Raw genomic sequence first — 22,493 nt, forward strand, 5'->3', positions numbered from 1 at the left:
CCTTTTTTTCCCGTCTGGCATTTACTTCGCGCGGAGATTTAACAAAATCAATTCAGCAGCGGATAAAAGTGCAGGCGCCGTCAGCGACAGACGCCAAAGCCGCGCATCCCTAAATGAAAATGTGACGCATGCGCGCTGTTGTAGTCTGGCCCAAGCGAGTTGCCATACCATGCGCAGCTTCGTTGAAAAGTTTGTCGTAGCCATAAAGATTCCGGATGCGTTTGTCGCCAGGCCTGTTGTACGGTAATGACTCTGCCGTCCCGCAACCGGAAACCGGTCACGTCGAGCGCCTCGGCAGTGGCATGTTCGCTCAGTCTGCCGGTAGCGCGGTGATAGATATTCCTGCAGGCATAGCTGCCGACATGATCGAGACGAACCAGCGGCGATCCCAGTTCGGCCGCTGCCAGCGGTTTCGCATCCTGAGTCACAAACAGAGTGGTGGCAAGCGCCAGTGAACAGCTGGCAAGAAAAGAGGAGCTGAGACGCACATCGCCGAACCCCTGCACGCGAACCGGATGGGAAAGCGGGCAGTTTCCCTCTACGCGCTCAACGCGACTAAATCGGATATAGCCGCCTTCCCTCGCCCGCTGCAGCGCCGCCATGCAGGCGTCAGGATCGGCCTGCAGCCGCTTCAGCTTATAGCGGGTGATCCAGCCGGGTTCGTCGGTGACATTTAGCGGGGTAAAAGGATTCAACGCGGGCGGCAGCGTTTTTTGCAGCCAGGGCACAAGCAGCAGCGCCAGCAGCAGGATAATAGCCAGACCTGTCAATCCTTTCATCCACCACCCTTTTGCTCCCGGAACACCGCCGCTTTCCCGCAGGCGGTGGAAAATAAGACGGCAGGCGTCGCGTGATAAAAAGTGTAGCGTCGTTTTTGTGCGATCGAGCCGACTGTTAATAACTTTACCTGCCAGCCACGCTCTTTTACGTTAAGATTTGCGCCCTTAAAGGGAAATGTCGTCGGCCTTGCGCCTGCGCTCCCTCGGGCGCGGCGGTTAAGCGCTTCGTCGATACGTTTTAATTAACAGCCTTCAGAGCTGACACAACATCAACAGGATAACTATTTTGGCTAATCAATCAGAAAAGCTTCTTCAGGAAGAAGCGCCGGGCGAGCTCCGGCGTAACTTACATAACCGGCATATTCAGCTTATCGCTATTGGCGGCGCTATCGGCACCGGCCTGTTTATGGGCTCCGGCAAAACGATCAGCCTGGCCGGCCCGTCGATTATCTTCGTCTATATGATTATCGGCTTTATGCTGTTTTTCGTGATGCGGGCGATGGGCGAGCTGCTGCTGTCGAACCTGGAATATAAATCCTTTGGCGATTTCGCCGCCGATCTGCTGGGTCCCTGGGCTGGCTACTTTACCGGCTGGACCTACTGGTTTTGCTGGGTGGTGACCGGCATTGCGGACGTTGTCGCCATCAGCTCCTACTTTCAGCTCTGGTTCCCTGACTTCTCGGTAGGCATGAGCGCCCTGCTCTGCATTGCGGTATTCCTGACGCTGAACATCGCCACGGTGAAGCTATTCGGCGAGCTGGAGTTCTGGTTTGCGATCATCAAAATAGTGGCCATCGTGGCGCTGATCGTCACCGGTATTGTTCTGGTCGCCATGCATTATCCTTCACCGGGCGGCGGCACCGCGGCCTTAAGTAATATCTGGGATCATGGCGGCTTGTTCCCGAAAGGGCTGAGCGGCTTTTTTGCCGGATTCCAGATCGCGGTCTTTGCCTTTGTAGGGATTGAGCTGGTCGGTACGGCGGCAGCGGAAACGCACGATCCTAAACGAGTGCTGCCGCGCGCCATCAACGCCATCCCGCTGCGTATCATTATGTTTTATGTGTTTGCGCTACTGGTGATTATGGCGGTGACGCCGTGGAGCCAGGTGGTGGCCGACCGCAGTCCTTTTGTGGAGATGTTTATGCTGATTGGCCTGCCTGCGGCGGCCAGCATCGTTAATTTTGTGGTGCTGACCTCTGCGGCGTCCTCCGCCAACAGCGGCATCTTTTCGACCAGTCGTATGCTCTATGGCCTGGCGCAGCAGGGCGTGGCGCATCCTCGCTTCGGCAAGCTGTCGCGCCGCGCGGTGCCGACTACCGGCCTCTTTTTCTCCTGCTTCTGCCTGCTGGGCGGCGTGGCACTGATCTACCTGATCCCGAACGTTATGCAGGTATTTACGCTGGTGACTACGGTCTCCGCGATTCTGTTTATGTTTGTCTGGTCGATTATCCTTTGCTCATACCTGGCTTACCGCAAGCAGCGCCCGCAGCTGCATGCTGAGTCCATCTACAAGATGCCGCTGGGCAAAATCATGTGCTGGGTTTGCCTGGCTTTCTTCGCCTTTGTGCTGGTACTGCTGTCGCTACAGGAAGATACCCGCCAGGCGCTGATGGTGACGCCGCTCTGGTTTGTGATGCTGGGCATCGGCTGGTGGCTGCGCCAGAGGAAACAGCGCTAATTTTACCAACGGGCCTTCATGGCCCGTTTTTTATCGCACGCGAATCCCTTCGATCACCATACGCTGCACGTTTTCTACCGTTTCCTGAAAAAAAGCGTCGTCGCTGAGCGTCTTTCCCGTTACCGCTTCGACCTGACTGGCGAAATCGGCGTAGTGCTGCGTAGTCGCCCACAGCATAAAAATCAGATGATGCGGCCTGACCGCCGCCAGCCTGCCCGCTTCCACCCAGCCCTGAATGATTTGCGATTTCGCCTCTACCAGCGTTTTCAGATCCCCTTCCAGCTCCTGCTTCAGCAGCGGCGCGCCCTGCAGCATCTCCAGACAGAAGAGTCGTGAAGCCTGCGGATGATCGCGCGACACCTCCAGCTTGAGACGAATGTAATCGCGGATCGCCACCAGCGGCTCCTGATCGCTGCGCAGCGCTCGTAGCGGCGCCAGCCAGACATCAAGGATCTCTTTCAGCACCGCGATATAGAGCGCCTCTTTAGAAGGAAAATAGTAAAGCAGATTGGTTTTCGAGACGTCCGCGCCTTCCGCGACTTTGTCCAGGCTGGTGCCGTGCAGGCCATAGAGTGAAAACAGCTCAAGCGCCGCCGTCAGGATAGCCGTGCGCTTGGCGGCGACGGCTTTCGAGCGCCGCGTCGGCGCCGTGGATTTTATAGAACTCACCGTAACTCCATCTTGTTTCCGGCTGGCGCATGGCCGCCGTGCACTTTTTTCGACCACATCCGCCTGCTTTTTGTGCATGACTTTTTACCAAACGGTCTGTTTTGGACCAGTTGTTCAACACTACTTTAACACAAATCTTTCAACTGTTTGAATAATAGCCTTTTTTACAAAGTGGCACAGGGCTTGCAACTTCCTTTCCGCGCCGCTTAACAGGAAGCAGGGAGCAACGCAGCGCAGACCGTCACCGTTAACTATGAGGTATCCCTATGAAAGTTGGTGTATTTATTCCTATCGGTAACAACGGCTGGTTGATCTCTACTACGGCGCCCCAGTACATGCCCAGCTTTGAGCTGAATAAAGCTATCGTTCTGAAGGCCGAGCACTATCAGTTCGATTTTGCGCTGTCGATGATCAAACTGCGCGGCTTCGGCGGCAAAACGGAATTCTGGGATCATAACCTGGAGTCGTTCACCCTGATGGCCGGTCTGGCCGCCGTGACTTCCCGCATTGAAATCTACGCTACCGCCGCCACGCTGACGCTGCCGCCCGCCATAGTAGCAAGGATGGCCGCCACCGTGGACTCTATTTCCGGCGGCCGCTTCGGCGTCAATCTGGTGACAGGCTGGCAGAAGCCCGAGTATGAGCAGATGGGCATCTGGCCCGGCGATGACTACTTCGCCCGTCGCTATGACTATCTGACAGAATATGTCACCGTGCTGCGCGATCTGTGGGGAACCGGGAAATCCGATCTGAAAGGCGAGTTTTTCACCATGAACGACTGCCGCGTCAGCCCACAGCCGCAAAAGCCGATGAAAGTGATCTGCGCCGGGCAAAGCGACGCGGGCATGGCTTTCTCCGCGCAATATGCCGACTACAACTTCTGCTTCGGCAAAGGCGTCAATACGCCGGCCGCTTTCGCGCCAACCGCCGCCCGCATGAAGAGCGCCGCTGACGCGGCAGGCCGCGATGTCGGCTCCTACGTGCTGTTTATGATTATTGCCGATGAAACCGACGAGGCCGCACGTGAAAAATGGGAGCGCTATAAGGCAGGCGCGGATGAAGAGGCGCTGGCGTGGCTGACCACGCAAAGCCAGCAGGATAAGCGCTCCGGCAGCGATACCAACGTCCGCCAGATGGCCGATCCTACTTCGGCGGTCAATATCAATATGGGCACGCTGGTCGGCTCTTACGCCAGCGTGGCGCGAATGCTTGACGAGGTAGCGGCCGTGCCGGGCACGCAGGGCGTGCTGCTGACTTTCGATGATTTCCTGCAGGGTATCGAAAACTTCGGCGAGCGCATTCAGCCGCTGATGGCCTGCCGCAGTGACATTGTCCAGCCAGCGAAAGAGGTAGCCTGATGAACGCTCAAGAAACCGTTGTTTGCACCACTGCCGCCACAAAGAACAGCGTGACGCTGCCTGCGCGACCGGAAGCTATCGCTTTCCCGCCGGAGCAAACTGCGCTGATCGTCGTGGATATGCAGAACGCCTACGCTACCCTCGGCGGCTACCTGGATCTGGCCGGCTTTGATGTTTCCGCCACCGCGCCTGTCATTGAAAAAATCAGCGTTGCGGTTACGGCGGCCAGAGAAGCCGGGATCCAGATTATCTGGTTCCAGAACGGCTGGGACGAGCAGTACGCGGAAGCGGGCGGCCCTGGCTCGCCGAACTGGCACAAATCCAACGCGCTGAAAACCATGCGCAGGCGGCCCGAACTGATGGGCAAACTGCTGGCTAAAGGGGGCTGGGACTACGAGCTGGTCGACCAGCTTCAGCCGCAGCCCGGCGATATCGTGCTGCCGAAACCGCGCTACAGCGGCTTTTTTAACACGCCGCTCGACAGCATGCTGCGCAGCCGCGGCATTCGCCATCTGATTTTTACCGGCATCGCCACTAACGTCTGCGTGGAATCAACGCTGCGCGACGGCTTTTTCCTGGAGTATTTCGGCGTGGTGCTGGAAGACGCCACTTATCAGGCCGGGCCCGCGTTCGCTCAGCAGGCCGCCCTTTTCAATATCGAAACCTTTTTCGGCTGGGTCAGCGATGTCTCGACCTTCTGTTCCGCGCTGCACACCGCCAGCGCGCCGCAAAAGCAAACGGCCTGAGGGAGGAGCTTAACATGCCAAAAACCATTATCACTCCGCCGGGCAGCGGCGTCCCGATAGCGCCTTTCGTGCCCGGCACGCTGGCGGACGGCGTCGTTTATGTCTCCGGCACTTTGCCTTTCGATAAAGAGAATAACGTGGTGCATGTCGGCGATGCGGCCGCACAAACGCGCCACGTGCTGGAGACGATCAAAAGCGTGATTGAGACGGCAGGCGGCACGATGGAAGACGTGACCTTTAACTCCATCTTTCTGACCGACTGGAGCAATTACGCCGATATCAACCGGGTTTATGCCGACTATTTTCCCGGCGAAAAACCCGCGCGTTTCTGTATCCAGTGCGGTCTGGTAAAGCCGGACGCGCTGGTAGAGATCGCTTCCATCGCGCATATCGGCCGTTAAAGGAGGCGCTATGTACCTTGAAATCTCCGGCCTGACGCAGCCTTGTGCGCCGACGCTGGTGCTTTCCGCCGGATTAGGCGGGTTGGGAAGCTTCTGGCAGCCGCAGCTGGCGGCGCTGCGCAAGGCCCATCGCGTGGTGATTTACGATCAGCGCGGTACCGGGCGCAGTCCCGATGTGCTGCCTGACGGCTACAGCATGCGCGACATGGCCGCCGAGCTGGCGGACGCGCTGGCAGAAAGAGAGATAACCCGCTTTGGTATCATCGGTCACGCGTTGGGCGGCATGGTGGCGATGCAGCTGGCGCTCGACTATCCCGAGCGCGTCGAACGGCTGGCGATCGTCAACGGCTGGCTACGGCTCAACGCCCACACTCGCCGCTGCTTTCAGGTTCGCCAGGATCTGCTGCTGAAGGCTGGCGTCGAAGCTTACGTGCGTGCGCAGCCGCTGTTTCTCTATCCCGCCGACTGGCTGGCGGAAAACGAGGCGCGGATGGAAGCCGAGGACGCACTGCACTGCGCCCATTTTCAGGGTACGGAGAATCTTCTGCATCGGCTGCACGCGCTGATGAGCTGCGACTTTACCCCTCAGGCAAGCCTGATTTCCCGGCCGGTATTGCTGATCTGCTCACAGGACGATCTGCTGGTGCCGTCGGCCTGCTCGCGGCAGCTTTATAAGGCGTTGCCGAACGCGACGCTGGAAACGATGCCGCGCGGCGGACATGCGATGAGCGTAACGGAAAGCGCCGCCTTTAACGCTATTTTACTCACCTGGCTGGACGAAACCGCGTCCGCCCTTTCCCTTTCGGAGCCACTATGGCAGAAGCCCTGAACGCGACCGCGCTGGCGACGCTGTTTACCGCCGCGCGCACTTACAATGGCTGGCAGGATCGCGCCGTCAGCGACCAGCAGCTGGCCGAGCTGTACGAATTAGTCAAAATGGGGCCGACCTCGGCCAACTGCAGCCCTGCGCGCTTCTGCTTTGTGCGCGGCGCGGAAGGCAAAGCGAAGCTTAAGCCCACACTCTCCAGCGGCAACCTGGAAAAAACCCTGACCGCGCCGGTGACGGCTATCGTCGCCTGGGATCCGGCGTTTTACAACCGGCTGCCGACGCTTTTCCCTCATGCCGACGCCAAAGCCTGGTTTACCAGCAGTCCGGCGCTGGCGGAAGAAACCGCTTTTCGTAACAGCTCGCTGCAGGCGGCTTACCTGATTAGCGCCTGCCGCGCGCTGGGACTGGATACCGGCCCGATGTCCGGCTTCGATCGGGCAGCGGTCGACGCCGCCTTTTTCGCCGACAGCGGCTGGAAAAGCAACCTGCTGATCAATATAGGCTATGGCGACGCGAACAAAGTCTATGCGCGCCTGCCCAGGCTGGCCTTCGACGACGCCTGCACCCTTGCATAAGGAACCCACTATGTCTCTGGATACGCTGCTGCCCGAAGTCGCGACGGGCGTGGAAAAACAGGAATTTCGCAATGCGATGGCGCGTCTGGGCGCCGCGGTAAACATCATCACCACCGACGGCCCTGGCGGACAAGCGGGCTTTACCGCGTCCGCCGTGTGCAGCGTGACTGATTCGCCGCCGACGCTGCTGGTCTGCCTTAACCGTTCCGCTTCCGTGTATGAGGCGTTCAACGCTAATCGTCGGCTCTGCGTCAATACGCTGGGCGCCGGGCACGAGTCGCTCTCCACGCTGTTTGGCGGTAAAACGCCGATGGCGGCTCGCTTCCAGGCCGCCGACTGGTCAACGCTGGCGACGGGCTCGCCGGTGCTGGAGGGCGCGGCGGCCTCTTTTGACTGCCACATTACGCAGATCGCCAGCGTGGGCACCCACGATGTGCTGTTCTGCGAAATCAAGGCGCTGGTCTGCAATGACCACGCTGACGGCCTGATCTGGTTCGATCGCGGTTATCACTCTCTTAAGCGGCTGTTGCCCGATTCCTGCGGCGGCTACTGATTCACTTCTCTGGAGAAGACAATGGCTGATTCCTGGTTTCCCCAATGGCGTAAGGCGTCCGCTACGGACACGGTCGCGCCCGATGAAATGCTGTCGCCGGGCCAGACGATAATTATGGGGCTACAGCATGCGGTCGCCATGTTCGGCGCCACCGTGCTGATGCCGCTGCTGATGGGGCTGGACCCCAATCTTTCCGTATTAATGTCCGGCATCGGCACGCTGCTTTTTTTTGTGGTTACCGGCGGACGCGTTCCCAGCTATCTTGGTTCCAGCGCGGCTTTTGTCGGCGTGGTGGTGGCGGTAACGGGCTTTAACGGTCAGGGCGCTAACCCTCATCTCGGCGTGGCGTTGGGCGGCATTATCGCCTGCGGCTTGCTCTATACGCTGATCGGCGTGGTGGTGATGAAAGCGGGCACGCGCTGGATAGAAAAGCTGATGCCGCCGGTAGTGACGGGCGCGGTGGTGATGGCGATCGGCCTGAATCTGGCGCCTGTTGCGGTGCACAGCGTCTCCTCCTCGGCCTTCGACAGCTGGATTGCCGTGATGACCGTGGTCTGTATCGGGCTGGCCGCCGTCTTAACGCGCGGCATTGTGCAGCGGCTGCTGATTCTGGTGGGGCTAATCGCCGCCTGTGCCATCTACGCGCTGCTGACCAACGGTCTGGGTTTGGGGAAACCGGTGGATTTCGGCCTTATCACCAGCGCGCCCTGGTTTGGACTCCCCTCCACCACCGCGCCGGTTTTTAACAGTCAGGCGATATTTCTGATCGCGCCGGTGGCGATCATCCTGGTGGCGGAAAATCTGGGACATCTGAAAGCCGTCGCGGGCATGACAGGCAGGGATCTCGATCCCTGGATGGGCAGAGCTTTTATCGGCGATGGCCTGGCGACGATGCTTTCAGGCAGCCTGGGCGGCAGCGGCGTCACCACCTATGCCGAAAATATCGGCGTGATGGCGGTCACTAAAGTCTATTCGACGCTGGTCTTTGTCGCGGCAGCGGTGATTGCCGTGCTGCTGGGCTTTTCGCCTAAGTTCGGCGCGCTGATTCACACAATTCCCGCGCCGGTGATCGGCGGCGCTTCTATTGTGGTCTTTGGCCTGATTGCCGTGGCAGGCGCGCGCATCTGGGTGCAGAACAATGTCGATTTAGGCCAGAACGGCAACCTGATTATGGTCGCCGTGACGCTGGTATTGGGCGCAGGCGACTTCGCCCTGAAAACGGGCAGCTTTACGCTGGGCGGCATCGGCACCGCCACTTTCGGCGCCATTATTCTTAACGCCCTTCTCAGCCGCCGCCGCACGCCGCTGAGCGACATAGCGCGGCAGCAAAGCTAGCCAGAAGCCTCATTAGGCGAAGTTCGCTTCGCCTTTCGTTTCAGCTTCAGCTCGCTAATCAACACGCCCAGCACAATCAGCGCCCCGCCCAGCAACGCCATCCCCGGTAAACGTTCGCCCGCTATCCGCCCGACAATTCCTGCCCAAACCGGTTCTCCCGCATAGATAACCGTTGCCCGGGTCGGCGATACGCTGCGCTGCGCCCAGTTCATGGTGACCTGAATCACCGCGCTGGCCGCGCCCAGTCCCAGCGCGCTGAACAGCAGATAGGGCGAATAGTGCGGCACGCTTTCGCCGTTTGGCGCCATCAGCGCGAAAGAGAACAGCGAGGCCGCCGCCAGCTGCACCACGGTGACCCTTTTCACGTCCACTTTGCCCGCGCAGGCGCCAATCAAAATAATTTCACCGGCAATGGCCAGCGTGCTGAGCAGCGTTGCTACTTCTCCGGCGCTGAACGCCAGCGAGCCGCCTTTCGGCCCGGCCAGCAGCAGCAGGCCGGTAAAAGCCAGCACGATGCCAGCCCAGGCCATCATGCCCGGCATACGCCGCAGGAAAAGCCACTGCAGCAGCGGCACCAGCGGCACATACATGGCGGTGATAAAGGCTGACTGGCTGCTGGCAATGGTCTGCATACCCCAGGTTTGCAGGCCGTAGCCGCCGCTGATAGCCGCGCCGATGGCGATGCCGGCTTTGCATTCTGCCAGCGTAAGACCACGCAGCGATTTGCGCGCGATCAGCGCCAGCAGCAGCGCCGCCGTGGCAAAGCGCAGCCCGACGAAAAAGAAAGGCCCGCTGACGGTCATGGCGTGATGTACGGCCAGAAAAGTGCCGCCCCAAACCATGGTGATTAGCATCAGCACCAGTTCCTGAGGAGTGAAAGAGAATTTATAACGGGAAAGTAAAGACATAGCGCGCTCGTTAAAATTTTTGGCGCAGTGTGGCAAGGGTTGGGGCCGGAAGCAATCGAAAAACGCCAGTCGGGGTTTGCGCCGCCGGAATCGTCCGACGGCGCAGAGAGGCTTCAGTCAGATGAGGTCTTGTCGCGACTGCCCCGACTGTTACGTCCCCCTTTCTCACCGGCTTGTGAAGCGCGCTGCGGGTCATTTTTAAAATTCCCGCCGCTGGCCTTGCCGCCTTTACGGCCTGCTTCTGATGCTCGCTTACGGTCTTCAGCGAAATTTCCAGATCCACCACGATGTTCTGCCATTTCTTACCTCCGAATAGTTAAGCCATCATACTGCATATCTACGGTGAGCCTGCGGCTTCACCCTCGCGACGTCATCGCCGCACGTCGCGTTATTAAGCATAGATTATCGGCGCGAAGCGGTAATTATTTTATCAAAAAGCGCCGTTTCAGGACGGTTTTACGCTGAAAAAGAGCGGCAAATCATATTATTAAAATTAATATTTATTTCAGGAATTTTTCGGAGTGCTCTCACTAATTTTCGCGTTCCGGCAACCTTCCACAGCCTCATCTATACTTTTTCCCTGAACGCTCTTTTAACCACCAATACAGGGAGTGCCCGATGGCCAAAATTTTAGTGCTTTACTATTCAATGTATGGACATGTGGAAACGATGGCGAATGCCGTGGCGGAAGGCGCACGTCGCGTTAGCGGCGCCGAAGTAACTATTAAGCGCGTGCCCGAAACCATGAATGCCGATCGTTTCGCTCAGGTTGGCGGTAAAACCGATCAGGCTGCGGACGAAGCCACGCCGGACGAGCTGCCGCAGTACGACGCTATTCTTTTCGGCACGCCAACGCGCTTCGGCAATATGTCCGGGCAAATGCGCACCTTTCTTGACCGCACCGGCGGCCTCTGGGCTTCTGGCGCCCTGTTCGGCAAACTCGCCAGCGTTTTCTCTTCCACCGGCACCGGTGGCGGCCAGGAACAGACGATTACCTCAACCTGGACTACACTTGCCCATCACGGCATGGTAATTGTGCCGATTGGCTACGGCGCGAAAGAGCTGTTTGATATTTCACAGGTTCGCGGCGGCACGCCTTATGGTGCCACCACGCTTGCTGGCGGTGACGGCTCCCGTCAACCCAGCGAAGCAGAACTGAATATCGCCCGCTATCAGGGCGAATACGTCGCCGGACTGGCGGTAAAACTGAACGGATAACCCACAGGAGAATAGTATGGCTACGCAACAATCTAAAGAACATCGCGTGGGAGAATGGGCAAGTATTCGTTCCACCTCCCCTGAAATTGCCGAAGCCATTTTTGAAGTGGCGAACTACGATGAAAAGCTCGCCGAGGGCATCTGGGAGCAACAGGGCAACGACGAAGTGCTGCTGCGCGCTTTTGAGAAGACCGATCAGGACGTGCTGACCTGGGATAATGTGCCGGTCGAGCGTAAAAACGTCTAGTCACAGGCTGGCGGGACAGCAGTTTATTCTGCTGTTCCGCCACATTCACAGCACAAACAGACACCTTCCCGCCTTGTTAAATCACCAAATCCTCTACTACGCTTATTCTCACCATTTAGCCTGACGGCCTTGAGAAGGAGCCATTATGTCTTACAAGACGATCAACCCCGCCAATAACGAGCTGATTAAATCCTGGCCGGATCATGACGACCGCCAGGTGGAAGCGGCGCTAAAAACCGCTGACGATCTTTATCACTCTTCATGGTCTAAGGGCCCGATGCAGCCACGCCTGCAGGTACTGGCAAAACTGGCCGACCTGATTGATGGCCGCGTGGACGAGCTGGCGAAAGCGGCCAGCGTTGAGATGGGTAAACTGATTGAGCAGAGCCGCGGCGAAGTGAAACTTTGCGCAAAGATTGCTCGCTACTACGCGGAAAACGCCGAGCGCTTCCTTGCGCCGACCTCTTATCCCAGCGATCTGGGCGAAGCCTGGGTCGAGAACCATCCGATTGGCGTGCTGGTTGCCGTAGAGCCCTGGAATTTCCCTTACTACCAGCTGATGCGCGTGCTGGCGCCTAACCTGGCGGTAGGGAACCCGGTACTGGCGAAACATGCCGCTAACGTGCCTCATTGCGCCACGCTGTTTGAAGAGCTGGTCACGGAAGCAGGCGCGCCAAAAGGCGCCTGGACGAATCTTTTCGTCAGCAACGATCAGATCGCTACGCTTATCGCCGACGATCGCGTGCAGGGCGCGGCGCTGACCGGCTCGGAACGCGCGGGCAGCGCCGTAGCGCAGCAGGCCGGCAAATATCTGAAGAAAACGACGCTGGAGCTGGGCGGCAACGATGTTTTCGTGGTGCTTGACGATTGCGATCTGGAGAAGGCCGTCAAGGCTGGCGTTGGCGCGCGTCTGAGCAACTGCGGTCAGGTCTGTACCGCCGCCAAACGCTTTATCGTGCATGAAAAAGTAGCCGATGCCTTTATTGAAAAATTCACTCAGGCTTTCCGCGAAGTGAAAATCGGCGATCCGCTTGATGCAAGCACTACGCTTGGCCCACTCTCTTCCGCCAGCGCTCGCGATACGCTGGTCAAACAGGTTGAGAACGCCGTGGCTAAAGGCGCTAAGCTGCTGTTGGGCGGCAAACCTGTGGAAGGCGATGGCTGTTTTTATCAACCGACCATTCTTACCGGCATTACGCGCGACAACCCGGCTTACTTTGAAGAGTTCTTTGGCCCGGTCGCGCAGATTTACGTCGTGAAGAGCGATGATGAAGTGGTGAAGCTGGCTAACGACTCGCACTACGGTCTGGGCGGCTCGGTATTTACCGGCGATATTGAACGTGGCAAAACGCTCGCCTCTCGCATTGAAACCGGTATGGTCTACATCAATTCCGCCAGCGATACCGCGCCTGAGCTACCCTTCGGCGGCGTGAAGCGCTCCGGCTACGGTCGTGAGCTTTCAGACCTGGGGATCAAGGAGTTTGTGAACCAGAAGCTGGTCGTGATCAGCAACGGCTAAGCGCAGGTAACAAAAAAGGCCGATAAGATCGGCCTTTGAATTCCCTTGCTATGACAAAGACCGGCAACGCGCCGGTCTTTTTTATGCCCGCAATCAGGAAGATTTATTCTCTGCCGGCGCGGTTTCAGACTTGCTGGCAGCTTCGTTTTCCTGCTTCGCCGCAGACTGTTCGGCTGGCGCCTTGTCCGCTTCGGCTTTCTCTGCCGCCGCTTTGTCAGCGGAGGCCTGTTTGGCCGCAGCTTTATCCGCCGCCTCTTTCTCTTTTGCTGCTTTCTCGGCTGCGGCTTTATCGGCGGCGGCTTTTTCCGCTGAGGCTTTCGCTTTCGCCGCTTTTTCCGCTGCGGCTTTATCGGCAGCCGCTTTATCCGCTTCAGCCTTATCGGCAGCGGCTTTCTGCTGCGCCGCTTTATCCGCTACAGCTTTATCTTCAGCCGACTTCGCCGGAGCCGCTTTGTCTGCCGCCGGCTTATCCGCTTCGGCTTTATCGGTCGCGTCAGCGGCAGCCGCTTCTGCCGGAGCCGCCTTGTCGCCTTCAGCTTTATCGCTTGCCGCCGCTGCCTGCGCCGCAGCCATTGGCGTACCGGCAATAGCTTTGTTCAGTACTGCTGTAAACTGATCCCACGGACAGAAACCGTTAGCGTCGGTTTTACAGCCGTTCATCTCCAGCGTCACGCGCTTGGGTGGCGTATCCAGCGAGAGCGGCGTGGCATCGCGCAGCTGATCGCTGCTCTGATAAACATATTCAACTTTTACCAGCTCGCGATCGTTTTTCTTGTCGTGCCAGCGCTGGAACTGAATCATGCCGCCAATCGGCGTGCGTTCAAACTGATCGGGCAGCGTATAGGCCTTGAAATCCAGCGCGCTCAGCAGCGAAGCGATATTGGAGTCGTGACCCACCATCAGCGTTACTTTCGGCGCGCTGGCCTTGTCTTCATCAACCAGCAAACTACGGATATAGTCCACCAGCGGCGCCGCTACATCGCGTGCCACCTCAGGCGAGGTAAACAGCGTATCCTGATAGCCGTTTTTAATAGCCGACAGCTCTTTCCACTGTTCCGGCGTTTTAATCTGTCCCCAGGCTACCTGATCCGCCGGCAGCCCTTCGTAATATTGCAGAGTAAAGGCATCGACCAGCGAATTGCCAATTTTCAGCGGGCCGCTCACCGTCGGCTCTTTGCCGTTCTCCGCAAAGAATTTATTCTGGTTAGCGCTGCTCAGATCGCACTGTTTCTTGCCGTCACAGGCCGGCGCGTTTTTGTAATCGACGATTTTTTCCAGCCGCTGGAACGCCGGTTTCAGCGTCAGCTTTTCCGCCGTACTGTTCATGGCGGTCAGCGCCTGCTTGTTAAAGGCTTCACTGTCGTCGGTAACGATTGGATTAAAGACAGGATCCATCGTGCCCATCTCATCCTGATGAGAAACCGGCACGTCGCAGCCGGGAAAAGCGCCGGCAATAAAGAACTGCGCGGTGGCGACGGTACGCTGCAGGCTGTTGGCATAGGCGTAAACTTCATCGCTACCCGGGCATTCATTCTCTTTAATCAACCCTTGCTGCGCCAGCCATTCACGGGTATAGCGCCCCATGTAGACTTCCAGCACGCCACCTTTGGTCGTGAGCTGACCGCCCGGCACATCCCACTGCGGCCATTTTTTCTTCGTGGACTGCGCCAGCACGCTGCCGTTGTCGGCCAGCGGCGCCCGAAGATTATGGCGGCTCATCATTAACACCTGCTCAAGCTGATAGTTATCGTCAGCGGCGTAAGCGGAAAAGCCGGTCAGGGCCGAACAGACCGCCAGTGCGCAAAGACTATACTTTTTAATCATGTGTTTTTTCCATTGATTCAAGGGTGGATCACCCGGCCAGCAAAGCGATGTGCCTGGCAAAAGACGGCGTCGAAAAGGCACCGCCGCGCGGCGAAAATAAGGGCCGGGTCCGGGCATTATCAGTGTTGAGAATATAGCAGACTATCGCCTTTGCCGTTACGACGCATCAGGAGATTGAAAAGAAAAGGGATGTTTTTCCCAGACGGGCTGTACGGCCGTTGAAACAGAGCCAGCGCATAGCAGAAAGCAAAACGGGCCGGCAATTGCCGACCCGTTGAATTTGATGGCGGAGGAGGAGAGATTCGAACTCTCGAACGGTTTCCCGTCGCCGGTTTTCAAGACCGGTGCCTTCAGCCACTCGGCCACCCCTCCGCACTTTATCACCTGCACTGCTGTGCAACTGATGACGCGCAGTATAGGGGGAAAGCCGACGGCTGCCAAGTACTTTTTTTGCTATTCTGTTGAATTTATGCGCTTTTATACGTCTTTTTTTAAGTTGTACAGAAAGCGTGCTGATACAGGGCAAGAAAACACCGCATAGCGGGCAATAGCAGGATAATAGCGACAGGCTTAACAAGCAGACAGCGGCATAAGACGCAAAGCAAAACGGGCCAGCTTTCGCTGACCCGTTGAATTTGATGGCGGAGGAGGAGAGATTCGAACTCTCGAACGGTTTCCCGTCGCCGGTTTTCAAGACCGGTGCCTTCAGCCACTCGGCCACCCCTCCGCAATGAGCCGAACTATAAACATCCTCCGCGCCGATGTAAAGCAAGCTTTGATTCAACTGCCTTAAAAACCATCAGTCCGGAACTATTTGCCGTAATAAGCGCCGCTTTGCTCACATTTTCTGCGCGGCGACGAGTAAAGAAGGGTAAAACGTCTTTCCCCTTAACAAAGCGCTGCATATTCTCTCAACAGTTTGATGACCTTAAGAGGCCCGTTATGGATCGCATTATCTCCGGCACCCGCGAAAGCTCCCTGCTTTCCACGCATAAAGTTTTACGCAATACCTATTTTCTGCTGGGGCTGACGCTTGCTTTTTCGGCCGTCACCGCCACGCTGAGTACTGTTTACGCCCTGCCCGCGCCTGGCCTGCTGATTATGCTGGCGGGTTTTTACGGCCTGATGTTTCTGACTTACCGTCTGGCGAACAGCCCGACCGGTATTCTGGCCGCCTTCGCCTTTACCGGTTTTCTTGGCTACTGTCTTGGCCCAATCCTAAACTCGCTACTGTCGGCTGGCATGGGCGACGTGATTGGCCTGGCGCTGGGCGGCACCTCGCTGGTGTTCTTCTGCTGCTCAGCCTACGTGCTGACCACGCGCAAGGATATGTCGTTCCTGGGCGGCATGATGATGGCGGGCTTTGTGGTGCTGTTGGTTGCAGTACTGGCCAATCTTTTCCTGCAGATCCCTGCCCTGCACCTGGCGATTAGCGTTATGTTCGTGCTGTTCTCTTCTGGCGCTATTTTGTGGGAAACCAGCAACATTATTCACGGCGGCGAAACCAACTACATCCGCGCCACCGTCAGCCTGTATGTCTCTGTCTATAACATCTTTGTCAGCCTGCTAAGCATTCTGGGCATGTCCCGCAGCAACTGATACTCTGGCGAATCTGAAGCTCCGCACTGCGGAGCTTTTTTTTGCCCAATCGTCGGGCGCAATTTTTGCTAGACTGCGCGCTGGTTACTGAAACAGAGGTTAGATGGTGTTTTTCGAAGGCAAAGAGATCGCGCGCGACGCACAGGGATACCTGATTGAAACCACGGACTGGAGCGAGGCGCTGGCGCCACTACTGGCGGAAGAAGAAGGTATTGAGCTGAGCGAGGCGCATTGGGAAGTCGTACGCTTCGTGCGGGATTTTTATCTGGAGTTTAATACCTCTCCTGCCGTACGTATGCTGGTTAAGGCGATGGCGAAAAAATATGGCGAGGAGAAAGGCAACAGCCGCTATCTGTTCCGCCTTTTCCCGAAAGGGCCGGCCAAACAGGCGACCAAAATCGCCGGCCTGCCTAAACCTGCCAAATGTCTGTGAGCCTGAGAGTTTAGCCGGTAGTAAAGCTTTCCGGCTGTTCCGGGCCGCACGGCTCCGTAAGCACTTTATCGACCCTGGCCGATCGCGGCCCGCCCGCTTTCAGCCAGGCGATCAGCGCCTCGACCTCTTTTTCCTCGCCGCAGGCCAGCACTTCCACGCTGCCGTCGTCAAGATTGCGGGCGTAGCCTTTCAGCCCGCGCGTTTTGGCTTCCTGCTGAGTGCTGTAGCGAAATCCTACGCCCTGCACGCTGCCGTGAACCCAGGCTCTTTTACAGATGGTCGTCATATTTCCTCCCGCAGAGACAGTTTGCTTTTTACGGCCAGGCACCGGACAATGGCGCCTGTTTTTCTGACTGTAAGCATAGCAAATATGACCGTTCGTTTGATTCTCGCTAAAGGGCGTGAAAAGTCCTTACTCCGCCGTCATCCCTGGGTTTTCTCCGGCGCCGTAGCCCGTCTGGAAGGCAAAGCTCAGCCGGGTGAAACCATTGACGTCTGCGACAGCCAGGGTAAATGGCTGGCTCGCGCCGCCTGGTCGCCCGCTTCGCAAATCCGCGCCCGCGTCTGGAGCTGGGAGCAGGATGAGGCGATCGATATCGCTTTCTTTACCCGCCGTTTGCAGGCTGCCCAACAGCTGCGCGACTGGCTGGCGGAGCGCGACGACCTCGACAGCTACCGTCTGATCGCGGGTGAATCTGACGGCCTGCCCGGCGTCACTATCGATCGCTTTGGCAATTTTTTGGTGCTGCAGCTGCTCTCCGCCGGCGCCGAATATCAGCGCGCCGCTCTGATTAGCGCGCTGCAAAGCTGCTATCCGGACTGCGCCATTTACGATCGCTCTGACGTCTCCGTACGTAAAAAAGAGGGACTCGAGCTGACGCAGGGCCTGGTGCTGGGCGACACGCCGCCTGAGCTGCTGCCCATTACCGAACACGGCATGAAGCTGCTGGTGGATATTCAGACCGGCCACAAAACCGGCTACTATCTGGATCAGCGCGACAGCCGCCTGGCCACGCGTCGCTACGCTAAAGACCGCCGCGTGCTGAACTGCTTCTCCTATACCGGCGGCTTCGCCGTTTCAGCGCTGCTTGGCGGCTGCCAGCAGGTCATCAGCGTGGATACCTCGCAGGCGGCGCTGGATGTGGCTCGTCAGAACGTCGAGCTGAACGGGCTGGATCTCGCCAAAGCGGAATTCCTGCGCGACGACGTTTTCAAGCTGCTGCGTCGCTATCGCGACAGCGGAGAGAAATTCGATCTGATCGTGATGGATCCGCCGAAATTCGTTGAGAACAAAAATCAGCTGGCCGGCGCCTGCCGTGGTTACAAGGACATCAATATGCTGGCGATGCAGCTGCTCAATCCGGGCGGTATGCTGCTGACATTCTCCTGCTCCGGCCTGATGCCTGTGGAACTGTTTCAGAAAATTATCGCTGATGCTGCGCTTGATGCGCAGCGTGATGTACAATTTATTGAGCAGTTCAGGCAGGCAGCCGATCATCCTGTGATCGCCAGCTATCCGGAAGGCCTCTATCTGAAAGGGTTCGCCTGCCGCGTACTGTGACTTGAAAACGCTGACCCTGCCCCCATATAGGATGGCAGAGCTATGTTTCTCAGGAGGTCGCAATGATTGCCAGCAAATTTGGACTTGGCCAGCAGGTACGACACAAGCTGCTGGGTTTCTTGGGGGTTGTCGTCGATGTGGATCCGGAGTATTCGCTGGAAGATCCGAAAATTGATGATATCGCCGAGGGCGCGCTGCGTAATGCGCCCTGGTATCACGTGGTGATGGAAGACGATAACGGCGAAACGGTGCATACCTATCTGGCGGAAGCCCAGCTTGGCTGGGAAACGCCGGGCGAGCACCCGGAGCATCCTTCCATGGATGAGCTTGCCGCCTCTATACGCGAGCAGCTTCAGGCACCGCGCCTCAGAAACTGACAAAAACCCCGCTTGCGGGGTTTTTTATTGCCTGCTCAACCCCAGCCGCGGGATTTCTATTTTCGGACAGCGGTCCATCACGACCTTCAGGCCCGCGTCCGCGGCCAGCACGGCGGCCTGCTCGTTGATCACGCCCAGCTGCAGCCATAATGATTTGGCGCCGATGGCGATCGCCTCCTGCGCCACGCCCCAGGCCGCTTCCGCATTGCGAAACACATCGACCATATCTACCGGTTCAGGAATCTCTTCCAGCTTCGCGTAGACCTTCTGCCCCAGCAGCGTCTGTCCGGCCAGTTTAGGGCTGACCGGCGTTACTTTGTACCCCTGATCCAGCAGATAAGCCATCACGTAATGGCTGGCCCTGGCGGGCTTGTCGCTGGCGCCCACCAGCGCGATATGACGGGTCGTCGTCAATACTTCGGCTATTGTTTTGTCATCCATAGCGGCTCCGTGAAGAAAGGGATGCGAAAGGTGATGATAGTTTGCGCTTATAATCATAGCCGCAAAAGATTTAGCACGAATAAATATGTAAAAATGTTAATATGCTGTCATACTGAAAGACTTTGATACATTCGCTCTTTTTCTACCTTCACGGGCATCTGGAGAAATAATGAAGCTGGGTCCGCTCCTGACAGGGTTGATGGCAATATGGGTTGCGGCCGCGGCCCAGGCAACCACCTTAAAACTCGCGCCCGATATCGATTTGCTGGTACTCGACGGCCACAAAATTTCCGGTTCGCTGCTGAAAGGCGCTGACGGTATCGAGCTGGAGCGAGGCCAGCATCAGCTGTTGTTCCGCGTGGAAAAAACGCTGGAAAGCGGCCACGCCACGCCGTGGAATTCGCCGCCCTTAATCGTCACCTTTACGGCCAACGTAAAATCCATTGCGATTACGCTACCCATTATTCGCACTTCTGGCGAGGCGCGGGCTTTTGCCCATCATCCCGATTTTCAGCTGCATGATGAGCAAGGTAAGGTTGTGGAAAACCAGCAGGATCGCCTGGCCGTCAGCGCCAGCGAAAATTTCGAACGGGCGATGGCCGCCTATAATATGCAGGGCCGCACGGCTTCGGTGCCGCGTTTTGCGCAACCGCACACTACCGGCAATGCGGTTGACGGCGATACCCTGAATTTCGCCAGCGGCGATTATCCGGGCGGTCGCGTGCTGCAGCTCTGGTATCAGCAGGTGGATTCCGCTACCCGCCAGCGTTTTGTGATGCTGTTAAGGGCGTTGCGCACAGGTTGAGCTTCGCCTGCTGGCGTCCGGGGATCGGAAGCCTTATAGTTTGCTTTTCAACGAGACAGGATACCGTTATGGAGCAGACTACCCGCAAAATCGGGGAAAAAAAACATATTGCGCTGGTCGCGCACGATCACTGTAAAGCTTCTATGATGGCGTGGGTCGACAGCCATAAAGCGTTGCTGCAGCAGCACACGCTGTACGCTACCGGCACCACCGGCAATCTGATCCAGCGTGCGACCGGCCTGCCGGTTACCGCGATGCTGAGCGGCCCGATGGGCGGCGATCAGCAGGTCGGCGCGCTCATCTCCGAAGGCAAAATCGATGTCCTGATCTTCTTCTGGGATCCGCTGAACGCGGTGCCGCACGATCCGGACGTTAAGGCGCTGCTGCGGCTGGCCACGGTCTGGAATATTCCCGTCGCCACCAATCGCGCTACCGCCGATTTTATTATCCACTCTCCGCTGTTTGCGCAGCCGCTTGATATCGCTATTCCTGACTATCAGCGCTATCTGCAATCGCGCCTGCAGTAAGCGCGGCGGGCGTGCCGGATTATGGCTTACGCAGTAGCGGCACGCCCATTGCCCTTAATTCCTCGACGAAACTGGACGGCCGCTCGCTGTCAAACAGCAGCCAGACCTGTTTTTTTGCGCGAGTCATCGCTACATAGGCCAGACGGCGCTCTTCGGCATCCGGAAAATCCTCCGGCGGAGGCAGCAGCGCCTGCTCAATGATCGATTCTCTGGCCGGTGCCGGAAAGCCCTCTTCGCCGCTTGTTAATCCGCACAGCATAACGTAATCCGCCTGCCGACCTTTACTGGCATGCACGGTAGCGAATGAGATATTCAGCCCCGGCCAGCGCGTTCTGGCTTTAGTCAGCAGCGCCGGCTGTTGATGACGGTAACGTGCGAGGATCAGAATTTGTTCGTCCGGCGCGGCATAGCCGCTGAGCTTATTCAGCAGCGCCTCCAGCTGTGAATCAGGCAAAAGCGAAATCGCTTTTTTATCGCCTTTGCGCGGGCTGTTCAGCGTTTTTTTCAGCTGGAACGGGTTGCGCTGAATAAACTCGTTGGCGATGTCGCCGATGCGCTGATTAAAACGCCATGTGGTGTCCAATACGCAGCGCTCGCCTTCGCCGAAATAGTGATGGAAAGCGGTAGTCAGCGTCATCTCCGCGCCGCAGAAACGGTAGATCGCCTGCCAGTCGTCGCCCACCGCAAACAGCGAAGTCTGGCTGTTTTGCCTGCGCAGCGCCGCCAGCAGAGCGGCCCGCTGCGGTGAGATATCCTGAAATTCATCGACCAGAATATGCTTCCACGGGCTGATGAAACGCCCCTTTTCCACGATAGCGATCGCCTGGTGGATCAGGCCGGAAAAATCTATGGCGCCTTCCTCTTTCAGCGCGTTTTTCCAGGCTTTCAGCAGCGGCGCCATCAGCTTTACTCTTTTGCTGAACAGGTCGCGAACCGCTTCCGGTGCAGATTCGATCATCGCGGCCTGCGCGCCGCCGTGCATGCGTATCAGCTCCAGCCAGCGTTCCAGCCGTCCGCCCAGCCTCTTAACCAACCGCGCATTCTGCCAGTAAGCGCCTTCGTCCAGTTCCCAGCCCAGCTCATCCTGCAGCCACTGCCGCCAGCCGTTGGCCTGCGCTTTTTTCTCGCTGCACTGCTGTTGCCAGGTTTCAATCAGCAGCTGCTGTCGACGCTCGCTGTCGGTTTCCAGCTTGCTGATAACGGGCGATTTATTGCTACCCTGTTGAATAATATGCAGCGCCAGCGAATGAAAAGTGCGGGCTTCGATATCGTCGTTATGCAGGCGCGCCTGCAGGCGTTGGCTCATCTCTTCCGCCGCCTGACGGCCAAAGGCAAGCAGCAGGATCTGCTCTGCGGTCGCTGCCTTGCGCTGCAGCAGCCAGCCCGCACGCGCGACCAGTACCGACGTCTTGCCGCTTCCGGCGCCAGCCAGCACCAGCAGCGCCTCTTCACCGTTGACGACCGCGCTCGCCTGCGCGGCGCTCAGCGGGGAACTTTCCACGCGGGCAAAAAAATCGGCGTATTGCGCCACCATTTTTTCCGTCCACCGCTCGTTACGCTGCTGACGCTGAGCTTCACTGTTTTCCAGCCAGCGCTGACATAAATGGTAGGCATCCCGGCAGCAGTCAAACTCCTCCAGCCGGACCACAGGCAAAGGCTGCGACGAGAAGGTTTCCTGAATTTTTTCCTGCCAGTCCGCCACTTCGGCACGCTTCAGCCATCTGTCCTGCTGCTCAAACTGATTGAGGCTTGCCACCTGCTGTTGCAAAACCTCCGCTGCCACCAGGCTCATCTGCTGGCTCCACGTCTGCCAGGCCTGGTTCAGATAGTGATAAAAACGCTGCGTCTCCTGCCATTCCGTGCCGTGCAGACGCACGACTTTGCCATCGGGCAAAGAGAATTCGAGTTCGCCCCATACCAGCCCGCGCTTGCAGCGAATCGCCAGCAGCTGATTAAAAGGGATCAGATATTCATGCTTCTGACCACTGACTTCGACGCCGGCAGAGAGCAGACGCACCCGGTTATAGGGATGCTGCGCCAGATGCTTACCCAGCGATGTTGCTTTCAGTTCCATTTACGGTCTCGGGCTGCGGTTAGTCTGCCGCACAGTT

25 protein-coding genes and 2 tRNA genes are annotated in these 22,493 nt (G+C 57.7%); 17 read left to right on the plus strand and 10 right to left on the minus strand.

Features of this window, described 5'->3' with window-relative positions; translation table 11 throughout:
- Positions 1 to 80 precede the first annotated feature (80 nt).
- Complete coding sequence (locus MKZ79_RS07520) at positions 81 to 779, minus strand: extensin-like domain-containing protein (protein ID WP_336140988.1); 699 nt, start codon at positions 777 to 779, stop codon at positions 81 to 83.
- A gap of 286 nt (positions 780 to 1,065) precedes the next feature.
- On the opposite strand from MKZ79_RS07520, the gene cycA reads away from it, so the two are divergent.
- Positions 1,066 to 2,457 carry a D-serine/D-alanine/glycine transporter gene (cycA, locus tag MKZ79_RS07525; RefSeq protein WP_336140989.1) on the plus strand — a complete coding sequence of 464 codons (1,392 nt, stop codon included), beginning with the start codon at positions 1,066 to 1,068 and terminating at the stop codon, positions 2,455 to 2,457.
- Between the two features lie 30 nt (positions 2,458 to 2,487).
- Here cycA and rutR read toward each other — a convergent pair whose 3' ends face one another.
- Positions 2,488 to 3,117, minus strand: a complete 630-nt coding sequence (gene rutR / locus MKZ79_RS07530) for an HTH-type transcriptional regulator RutR (RefSeq protein WP_336141380.1) — start codon at positions 3,115 to 3,117, stop codon at positions 2,488 to 2,490.
- A 275-nt stretch (positions 3,118 to 3,392) separates the two neighbouring features.
- On the opposite strand from rutR, the gene rutA reads away from it, so the two are divergent.
- The 7 genes from rutA to rutG are packed head-to-tail and all read left to right on the plus strand — an operon-like array spanning position 3,393 to position 8,923.
- Positions 3,393 to 4,484, plus strand: a complete 1,092-nt coding sequence (rutA, locus tag MKZ79_RS07535; protein WP_336140991.1) for a pyrimidine utilization protein A — start codon at positions 3,393 to 3,395, stop codon at positions 4,482 to 4,484.
- Positions 4,484 to 5,230 carry a pyrimidine utilization protein B gene (rutB, locus tag MKZ79_RS07540; RefSeq protein ID WP_336140992.1) on the plus strand — a complete coding sequence of 249 codons (747 nt, stop codon included), beginning with the start codon at positions 4,484 to 4,486 and terminating at the stop codon, positions 5,228 to 5,230. The genes rutA and rutB overlap by 1 nt, the downstream gene beginning before the upstream one ends.
- Positions 5,231 to 5,244: 14 nt before the next feature.
- Positions 5,245 to 5,631, plus strand: a complete 387-nt coding sequence (gene rutC / locus MKZ79_RS07545) for a pyrimidine utilization protein C (protein ID WP_336140993.1) — start codon at positions 5,245 to 5,247, stop codon at positions 5,629 to 5,631.
- A gap of 10 nt (positions 5,632 to 5,641) precedes the next feature.
- The gene (rutD, locus tag MKZ79_RS07550; protein WP_336140994.1) at positions 5,642 to 6,460 is read left to right on the plus strand and encodes a pyrimidine utilization protein D; all 819 of its coding nucleotides are present in this window, start codon (positions 5,642 to 5,644) and stop codon (positions 6,458 to 6,460) included.
- Positions 6,445 to 7,035, plus strand: a complete 591-nt coding sequence (locus MKZ79_RS07555) for a malonic semialdehyde reductase (protein ID WP_336140995.1) — start codon at positions 6,445 to 6,447, stop codon at positions 7,033 to 7,035. The genes rutD and MKZ79_RS07555 overlap by 16 nt, the downstream gene beginning before the upstream one ends.
- Positions 7,036 to 7,045: 10 nt before the next feature.
- Positions 7,046 to 7,588, plus strand: coding sequence for an NADH-dependent FMN reductase RutF (gene rutF, locus MKZ79_RS07560; RefSeq protein ID WP_336140996.1), 543 nt, complete (start codon positions 7,046 to 7,048; stop codon positions 7,586 to 7,588).
- A gap of 21 nt (positions 7,589 to 7,609) precedes the next feature.
- Positions 7,610 to 8,923, plus strand: a complete 1,314-nt coding sequence (rutG, locus tag MKZ79_RS07565; protein WP_336140997.1) for a pyrimidine utilization transport protein G — start codon at positions 7,610 to 7,612, stop codon at positions 8,921 to 8,923.
- Here rutG and MKZ79_RS07570 read toward each other — a convergent pair.
- Both MKZ79_RS07570 and MKZ79_RS07575 read right to left on the minus strand, forming a co-directional pair.
- On the minus strand, positions 8,920 to 9,831 hold the full coding sequence (locus tag MKZ79_RS07570) for a DMT family transporter (protein WP_336140999.1): 912 nt from the start codon (positions 9,829 to 9,831) through the stop codon (positions 8,920 to 8,922). The two genes, rutG and MKZ79_RS07570, sit on opposite strands and share 4 nt — an antisense overlap.
- A gap of 113 nt (positions 9,832 to 9,944) precedes the next feature.
- Positions 9,945 to 10,130 (minus strand): general stress protein, encoded by a 186-nt coding sequence (locus tag MKZ79_RS07575; RefSeq protein WP_336141001.1) that lies wholly within the window; start codon positions 10,128 to 10,130, stop codon positions 9,945 to 9,947.
- A gap of 319 nt (positions 10,131 to 10,449) precedes the next feature.
- On the opposite strand from MKZ79_RS07575, the gene wrbA reads away from it, so the two are divergent.
- The 3 genes from wrbA to MKZ79_RS07590 all read left to right on the plus strand — a co-directional run bounded on the left by wrbA (position 10,450) and on the right by MKZ79_RS07590 (position 12,815).
- The gene (gene wrbA / locus MKZ79_RS07580; protein ID WP_336141002.1) at positions 10,450 to 11,049 is read left to right on the plus strand and encodes an NAD(P)H:quinone oxidoreductase; all 600 of its coding nucleotides are present in this window, start codon (positions 10,450 to 10,452) and stop codon (positions 11,047 to 11,049) included.
- 16 nt (positions 11,050 to 11,065) lie between these two features.
- The gene (locus MKZ79_RS07585; RefSeq protein ID WP_336141004.1) at positions 11,066 to 11,296 is read left to right on the plus strand and encodes a YccJ family protein; all 231 of its coding nucleotides are present in this window, start codon (positions 11,066 to 11,068) and stop codon (positions 11,294 to 11,296) included.
- 145 nt (positions 11,297 to 11,441) lie between these two features.
- Positions 11,442 to 12,815 carry an NAD-dependent succinate-semialdehyde dehydrogenase gene (locus MKZ79_RS07590; RefSeq protein WP_336141005.1) on the plus strand — a complete coding sequence of 458 codons (1,374 nt, stop codon included), beginning with the start codon at positions 11,442 to 11,444 and terminating at the stop codon, positions 12,813 to 12,815.
- Positions 12,816 to 12,908: 93 nt separating this feature from the next.
- Here MKZ79_RS07590 and agp read toward each other — a convergent pair whose 3' ends face one another.
- The 3 genes from agp to MKZ79_RS07605 form a co-directional block, all read right to left on the minus strand.
- A complete protein-coding gene (gene agp / locus MKZ79_RS07595; RefSeq protein WP_336141006.1) occupies positions 12,909 to 14,639 on the minus strand; it encodes a bifunctional glucose-1-phosphatase/inositol phosphatase in 1,731 nt (576 codons plus the stop codon).
- A 284-nt stretch (positions 14,640 to 14,923) separates the two neighbouring features.
- A tRNA-Ser gene (locus MKZ79_RS07600) sits at positions 14,924 to 15,011 on the minus strand.
- A gap of 267 nt (positions 15,012 to 15,278) precedes the next feature.
- Positions 15,279 to 15,366, minus strand: a tRNA-Ser gene (locus MKZ79_RS07605).
- Between the two features lie 215 nt (positions 15,367 to 15,581).
- Between MKZ79_RS07605 and yccA the strand changes: the two genes are divergently transcribed.
- A complete protein-coding gene (gene yccA / locus MKZ79_RS07610) occupies positions 15,582 to 16,238 on the plus strand; it encodes an FtsH protease modulator YccA (RefSeq protein WP_336141007.1) in 657 nt (218 codons plus the stop codon).
- 103 nt (positions 16,239 to 16,341) lie between these two features.
- Positions 16,342 to 16,671 (plus strand): sulfurtransferase TusE, encoded by a 330-nt coding sequence (gene tusE, locus MKZ79_RS07615; RefSeq protein WP_336141008.1) that lies wholly within the window; start codon positions 16,342 to 16,344, stop codon positions 16,669 to 16,671.
- Between the two features lie 10 nt (positions 16,672 to 16,681).
- Here tusE and yccX read toward each other — a convergent pair whose 3' ends face one another.
- Positions 16,682 to 16,957, minus strand: a complete 276-nt coding sequence (gene yccX, locus MKZ79_RS07620; RefSeq protein WP_336141009.1) for an acylphosphatase — start codon at positions 16,955 to 16,957, stop codon at positions 16,682 to 16,684.
- Between the two features lie 84 nt (positions 16,958 to 17,041).
- On the opposite strand from yccX, the gene rlmI reads away from it, so the two are divergent.
- Together rlmI and hspQ are read left to right on the plus strand one after the other, a co-directional pair.
- The gene (gene rlmI / locus MKZ79_RS07625; RefSeq protein WP_336141010.1) at positions 17,042 to 18,232 is read left to right on the plus strand and encodes a 23S rRNA (cytosine(1962)-C(5))-methyltransferase RlmI; all 1,191 of its coding nucleotides are present in this window, start codon (positions 17,042 to 17,044) and stop codon (positions 18,230 to 18,232) included.
- A 62-nt stretch (positions 18,233 to 18,294) separates the two neighbouring features.
- Complete coding sequence (gene hspQ / locus MKZ79_RS07630; RefSeq protein ID WP_336141011.1) at positions 18,295 to 18,609, plus strand: heat shock protein HspQ; 315 nt, start codon at positions 18,295 to 18,297, stop codon at positions 18,607 to 18,609.
- Positions 18,610 to 18,633: 24 nt separating this feature from the next.
- On the opposite strand, the gene MKZ79_RS07635 is transcribed toward hspQ, so the two are convergent.
- Positions 18,634 to 19,050, minus strand: coding sequence for a CoA-binding protein (locus MKZ79_RS07635; protein WP_336141012.1), 417 nt, complete (start codon positions 19,048 to 19,050; stop codon positions 18,634 to 18,636).
- 169 nt (positions 19,051 to 19,219) lie between these two features.
- Between MKZ79_RS07635 and MKZ79_RS07640 the strand changes: the two genes are divergently transcribed.
- Both MKZ79_RS07640 and MKZ79_RS07645 read left to right on the plus strand, forming a co-directional pair.
- Positions 19,220 to 19,855 (plus strand): YccT family protein, encoded by a 636-nt coding sequence (locus MKZ79_RS07640; protein WP_336141013.1) that lies wholly within the window; start codon positions 19,220 to 19,222, stop codon positions 19,853 to 19,855.
- A 68-nt stretch (positions 19,856 to 19,923) separates the two neighbouring features.
- Positions 19,924 to 20,382 (plus strand): methylglyoxal synthase, encoded by a 459-nt coding sequence (locus MKZ79_RS07645; RefSeq protein ID WP_336141014.1) that lies wholly within the window; start codon positions 19,924 to 19,926, stop codon positions 20,380 to 20,382.
- Between the two features lie 19 nt (positions 20,383 to 20,401).
- Here the strand turns inward: MKZ79_RS07645 and helD are convergent, their stop codons facing one another.
- Positions 20,402 to 22,456 carry a DNA helicase IV gene (gene helD / locus MKZ79_RS07650; protein ID WP_336141015.1) on the minus strand — a complete coding sequence of 685 codons (2,055 nt, stop codon included), beginning with the start codon at positions 22,454 to 22,456 and terminating at the stop codon, positions 20,402 to 20,404.
- Positions 22,457 to 22,493: the final 37 nt, after the last annotated feature.

This window comes from Erwinia sp. CGal63 (genome assembly GCF_037026505.1).
GTDB lineage: Bacteria > Pseudomonadota > Gammaproteobacteria > Enterobacterales > Enterobacteriaceae > Erwinia.

Excerpts from the sequence above, each read along its gene's own strand:
- MKZ79_RS07555 (WP_336140995.1), top strand. The coding sequence starts at position 6,445 with ATGGCAGAAGCCCTGAACGCGACCGCGCTGGCGACGCTGTTTACCGCC.
- rutB (WP_336140992.1), top strand. The coding sequence starts at position 4,484 with ATGAACGCTCAAGAAACCGTTGTTTGCACCACTGCCGCCACAAAGAAC.
- MKZ79_RS07640 (WP_336141013.1), top strand. The coding sequence starts at position 19,220 with ATGAAGCTGGGTCCGCTCCTGACAGGGTTGATGGCAATATGGGTTGCG.
- rutD (WP_336140994.1), top strand. The coding sequence starts at position 5,642 with ATGTACCTTGAAATCTCCGGCCTGACGCAGCCTTGTGCGCCGACGCTG.
- rlmI (WP_336141010.1), top strand. The coding sequence starts at position 17,042 with ATGACCGTTCGTTTGATTCTCGCTAAAGGGCGTGAAAAGTCCTTACTC.
- yccX (WP_336141009.1), bottom strand. The coding sequence starts at position 16,957 with ATGACGACCATCTGTAAAAGAGCCTGGGTTCACGGCAGCGTGCAGGGC.
- hspQ (WP_336141011.1), top strand. The coding sequence starts at position 18,295 with ATGATTGCCAGCAAATTTGGACTTGGCCAGCAGGTACGACACAAGCTG.
- MKZ79_RS07645 (WP_336141014.1), top strand. The coding sequence starts at position 19,924 with ATGGAGCAGACTACCCGCAAAATCGGGGAAAAAAAACATATTGCGCTG.
- rutC (WP_336140993.1), top strand. The coding sequence starts at position 5,245 with ATGCCAAAAACCATTATCACTCCGCCGGGCAGCGGCGTCCCGATAGCG.
- rutG (WP_336140997.1), top strand. The coding sequence starts at position 7,610 with ATGGCTGATTCCTGGTTTCCCCAATGGCGTAAGGCGTCCGCTACGGAC.
- MKZ79_RS07570 (WP_336140999.1), bottom strand. The coding sequence starts at position 9,831 with ATGTCTTTACTTTCCCGTTATAAATTCTCTTTCACTCCTCAGGAACTG.
- agp (WP_336141006.1), bottom strand. The coding sequence starts at position 14,639 with ATGATTAAAAAGTATAGTCTTTGCGCACTGGCGGTCTGTTCGGCCCTG.
- MKZ79_RS07585 (WP_336141004.1), top strand. The coding sequence starts at position 11,066 with ATGGCTACGCAACAATCTAAAGAACATCGCGTGGGAGAATGGGCAAGT.
- yccA (WP_336141007.1), top strand. The coding sequence starts at position 15,582 with ATGGATCGCATTATCTCCGGCACCCGCGAAAGCTCCCTGCTTTCCACG.
- rutF (WP_336140996.1), top strand. The coding sequence starts at position 7,046 with ATGTCTCTGGATACGCTGCTGCCCGAAGTCGCGACGGGCGTGGAAAAA.
- MKZ79_RS07590 (WP_336141005.1), top strand. The coding sequence starts at position 11,442 with ATGTCTTACAAGACGATCAACCCCGCCAATAACGAGCTGATTAAATCC.
- MKZ79_RS07520 (WP_336140988.1), bottom strand. The coding sequence starts at position 779 with ATGAAAGGATTGACAGGTCTGGCTATTATCCTGCTGCTGGCGCTGCTG.
- rutA (WP_336140991.1), top strand. The coding sequence starts at position 3,393 with ATGAAAGTTGGTGTATTTATTCCTATCGGTAACAACGGCTGGTTGATC.
- wrbA (WP_336141002.1), top strand. The coding sequence starts at position 10,450 with ATGGCCAAAATTTTAGTGCTTTACTATTCAATGTATGGACATGTGGAA.
- tusE (WP_336141008.1), top strand. The coding sequence starts at position 16,342 with ATGGTGTTTTTCGAAGGCAAAGAGATCGCGCGCGACGCACAGGGATAC.
- MKZ79_RS07635 (WP_336141012.1), bottom strand. The coding sequence starts at position 19,050 with ATGGATGACAAAACAATAGCCGAAGTATTGACGACGACCCGTCATATC.
- helD (WP_336141015.1), bottom strand. The coding sequence starts at position 22,456 with ATGGAACTGAAAGCAACATCGCTGGGTAAGCATCTGGCGCAGCATCCC.
- MKZ79_RS07575 (WP_336141001.1), bottom strand. The coding sequence starts at position 10,130 with ATGGCAGAACATCGTGGTGGATCTGGAAATTTCGCTGAAGACCGTAAG.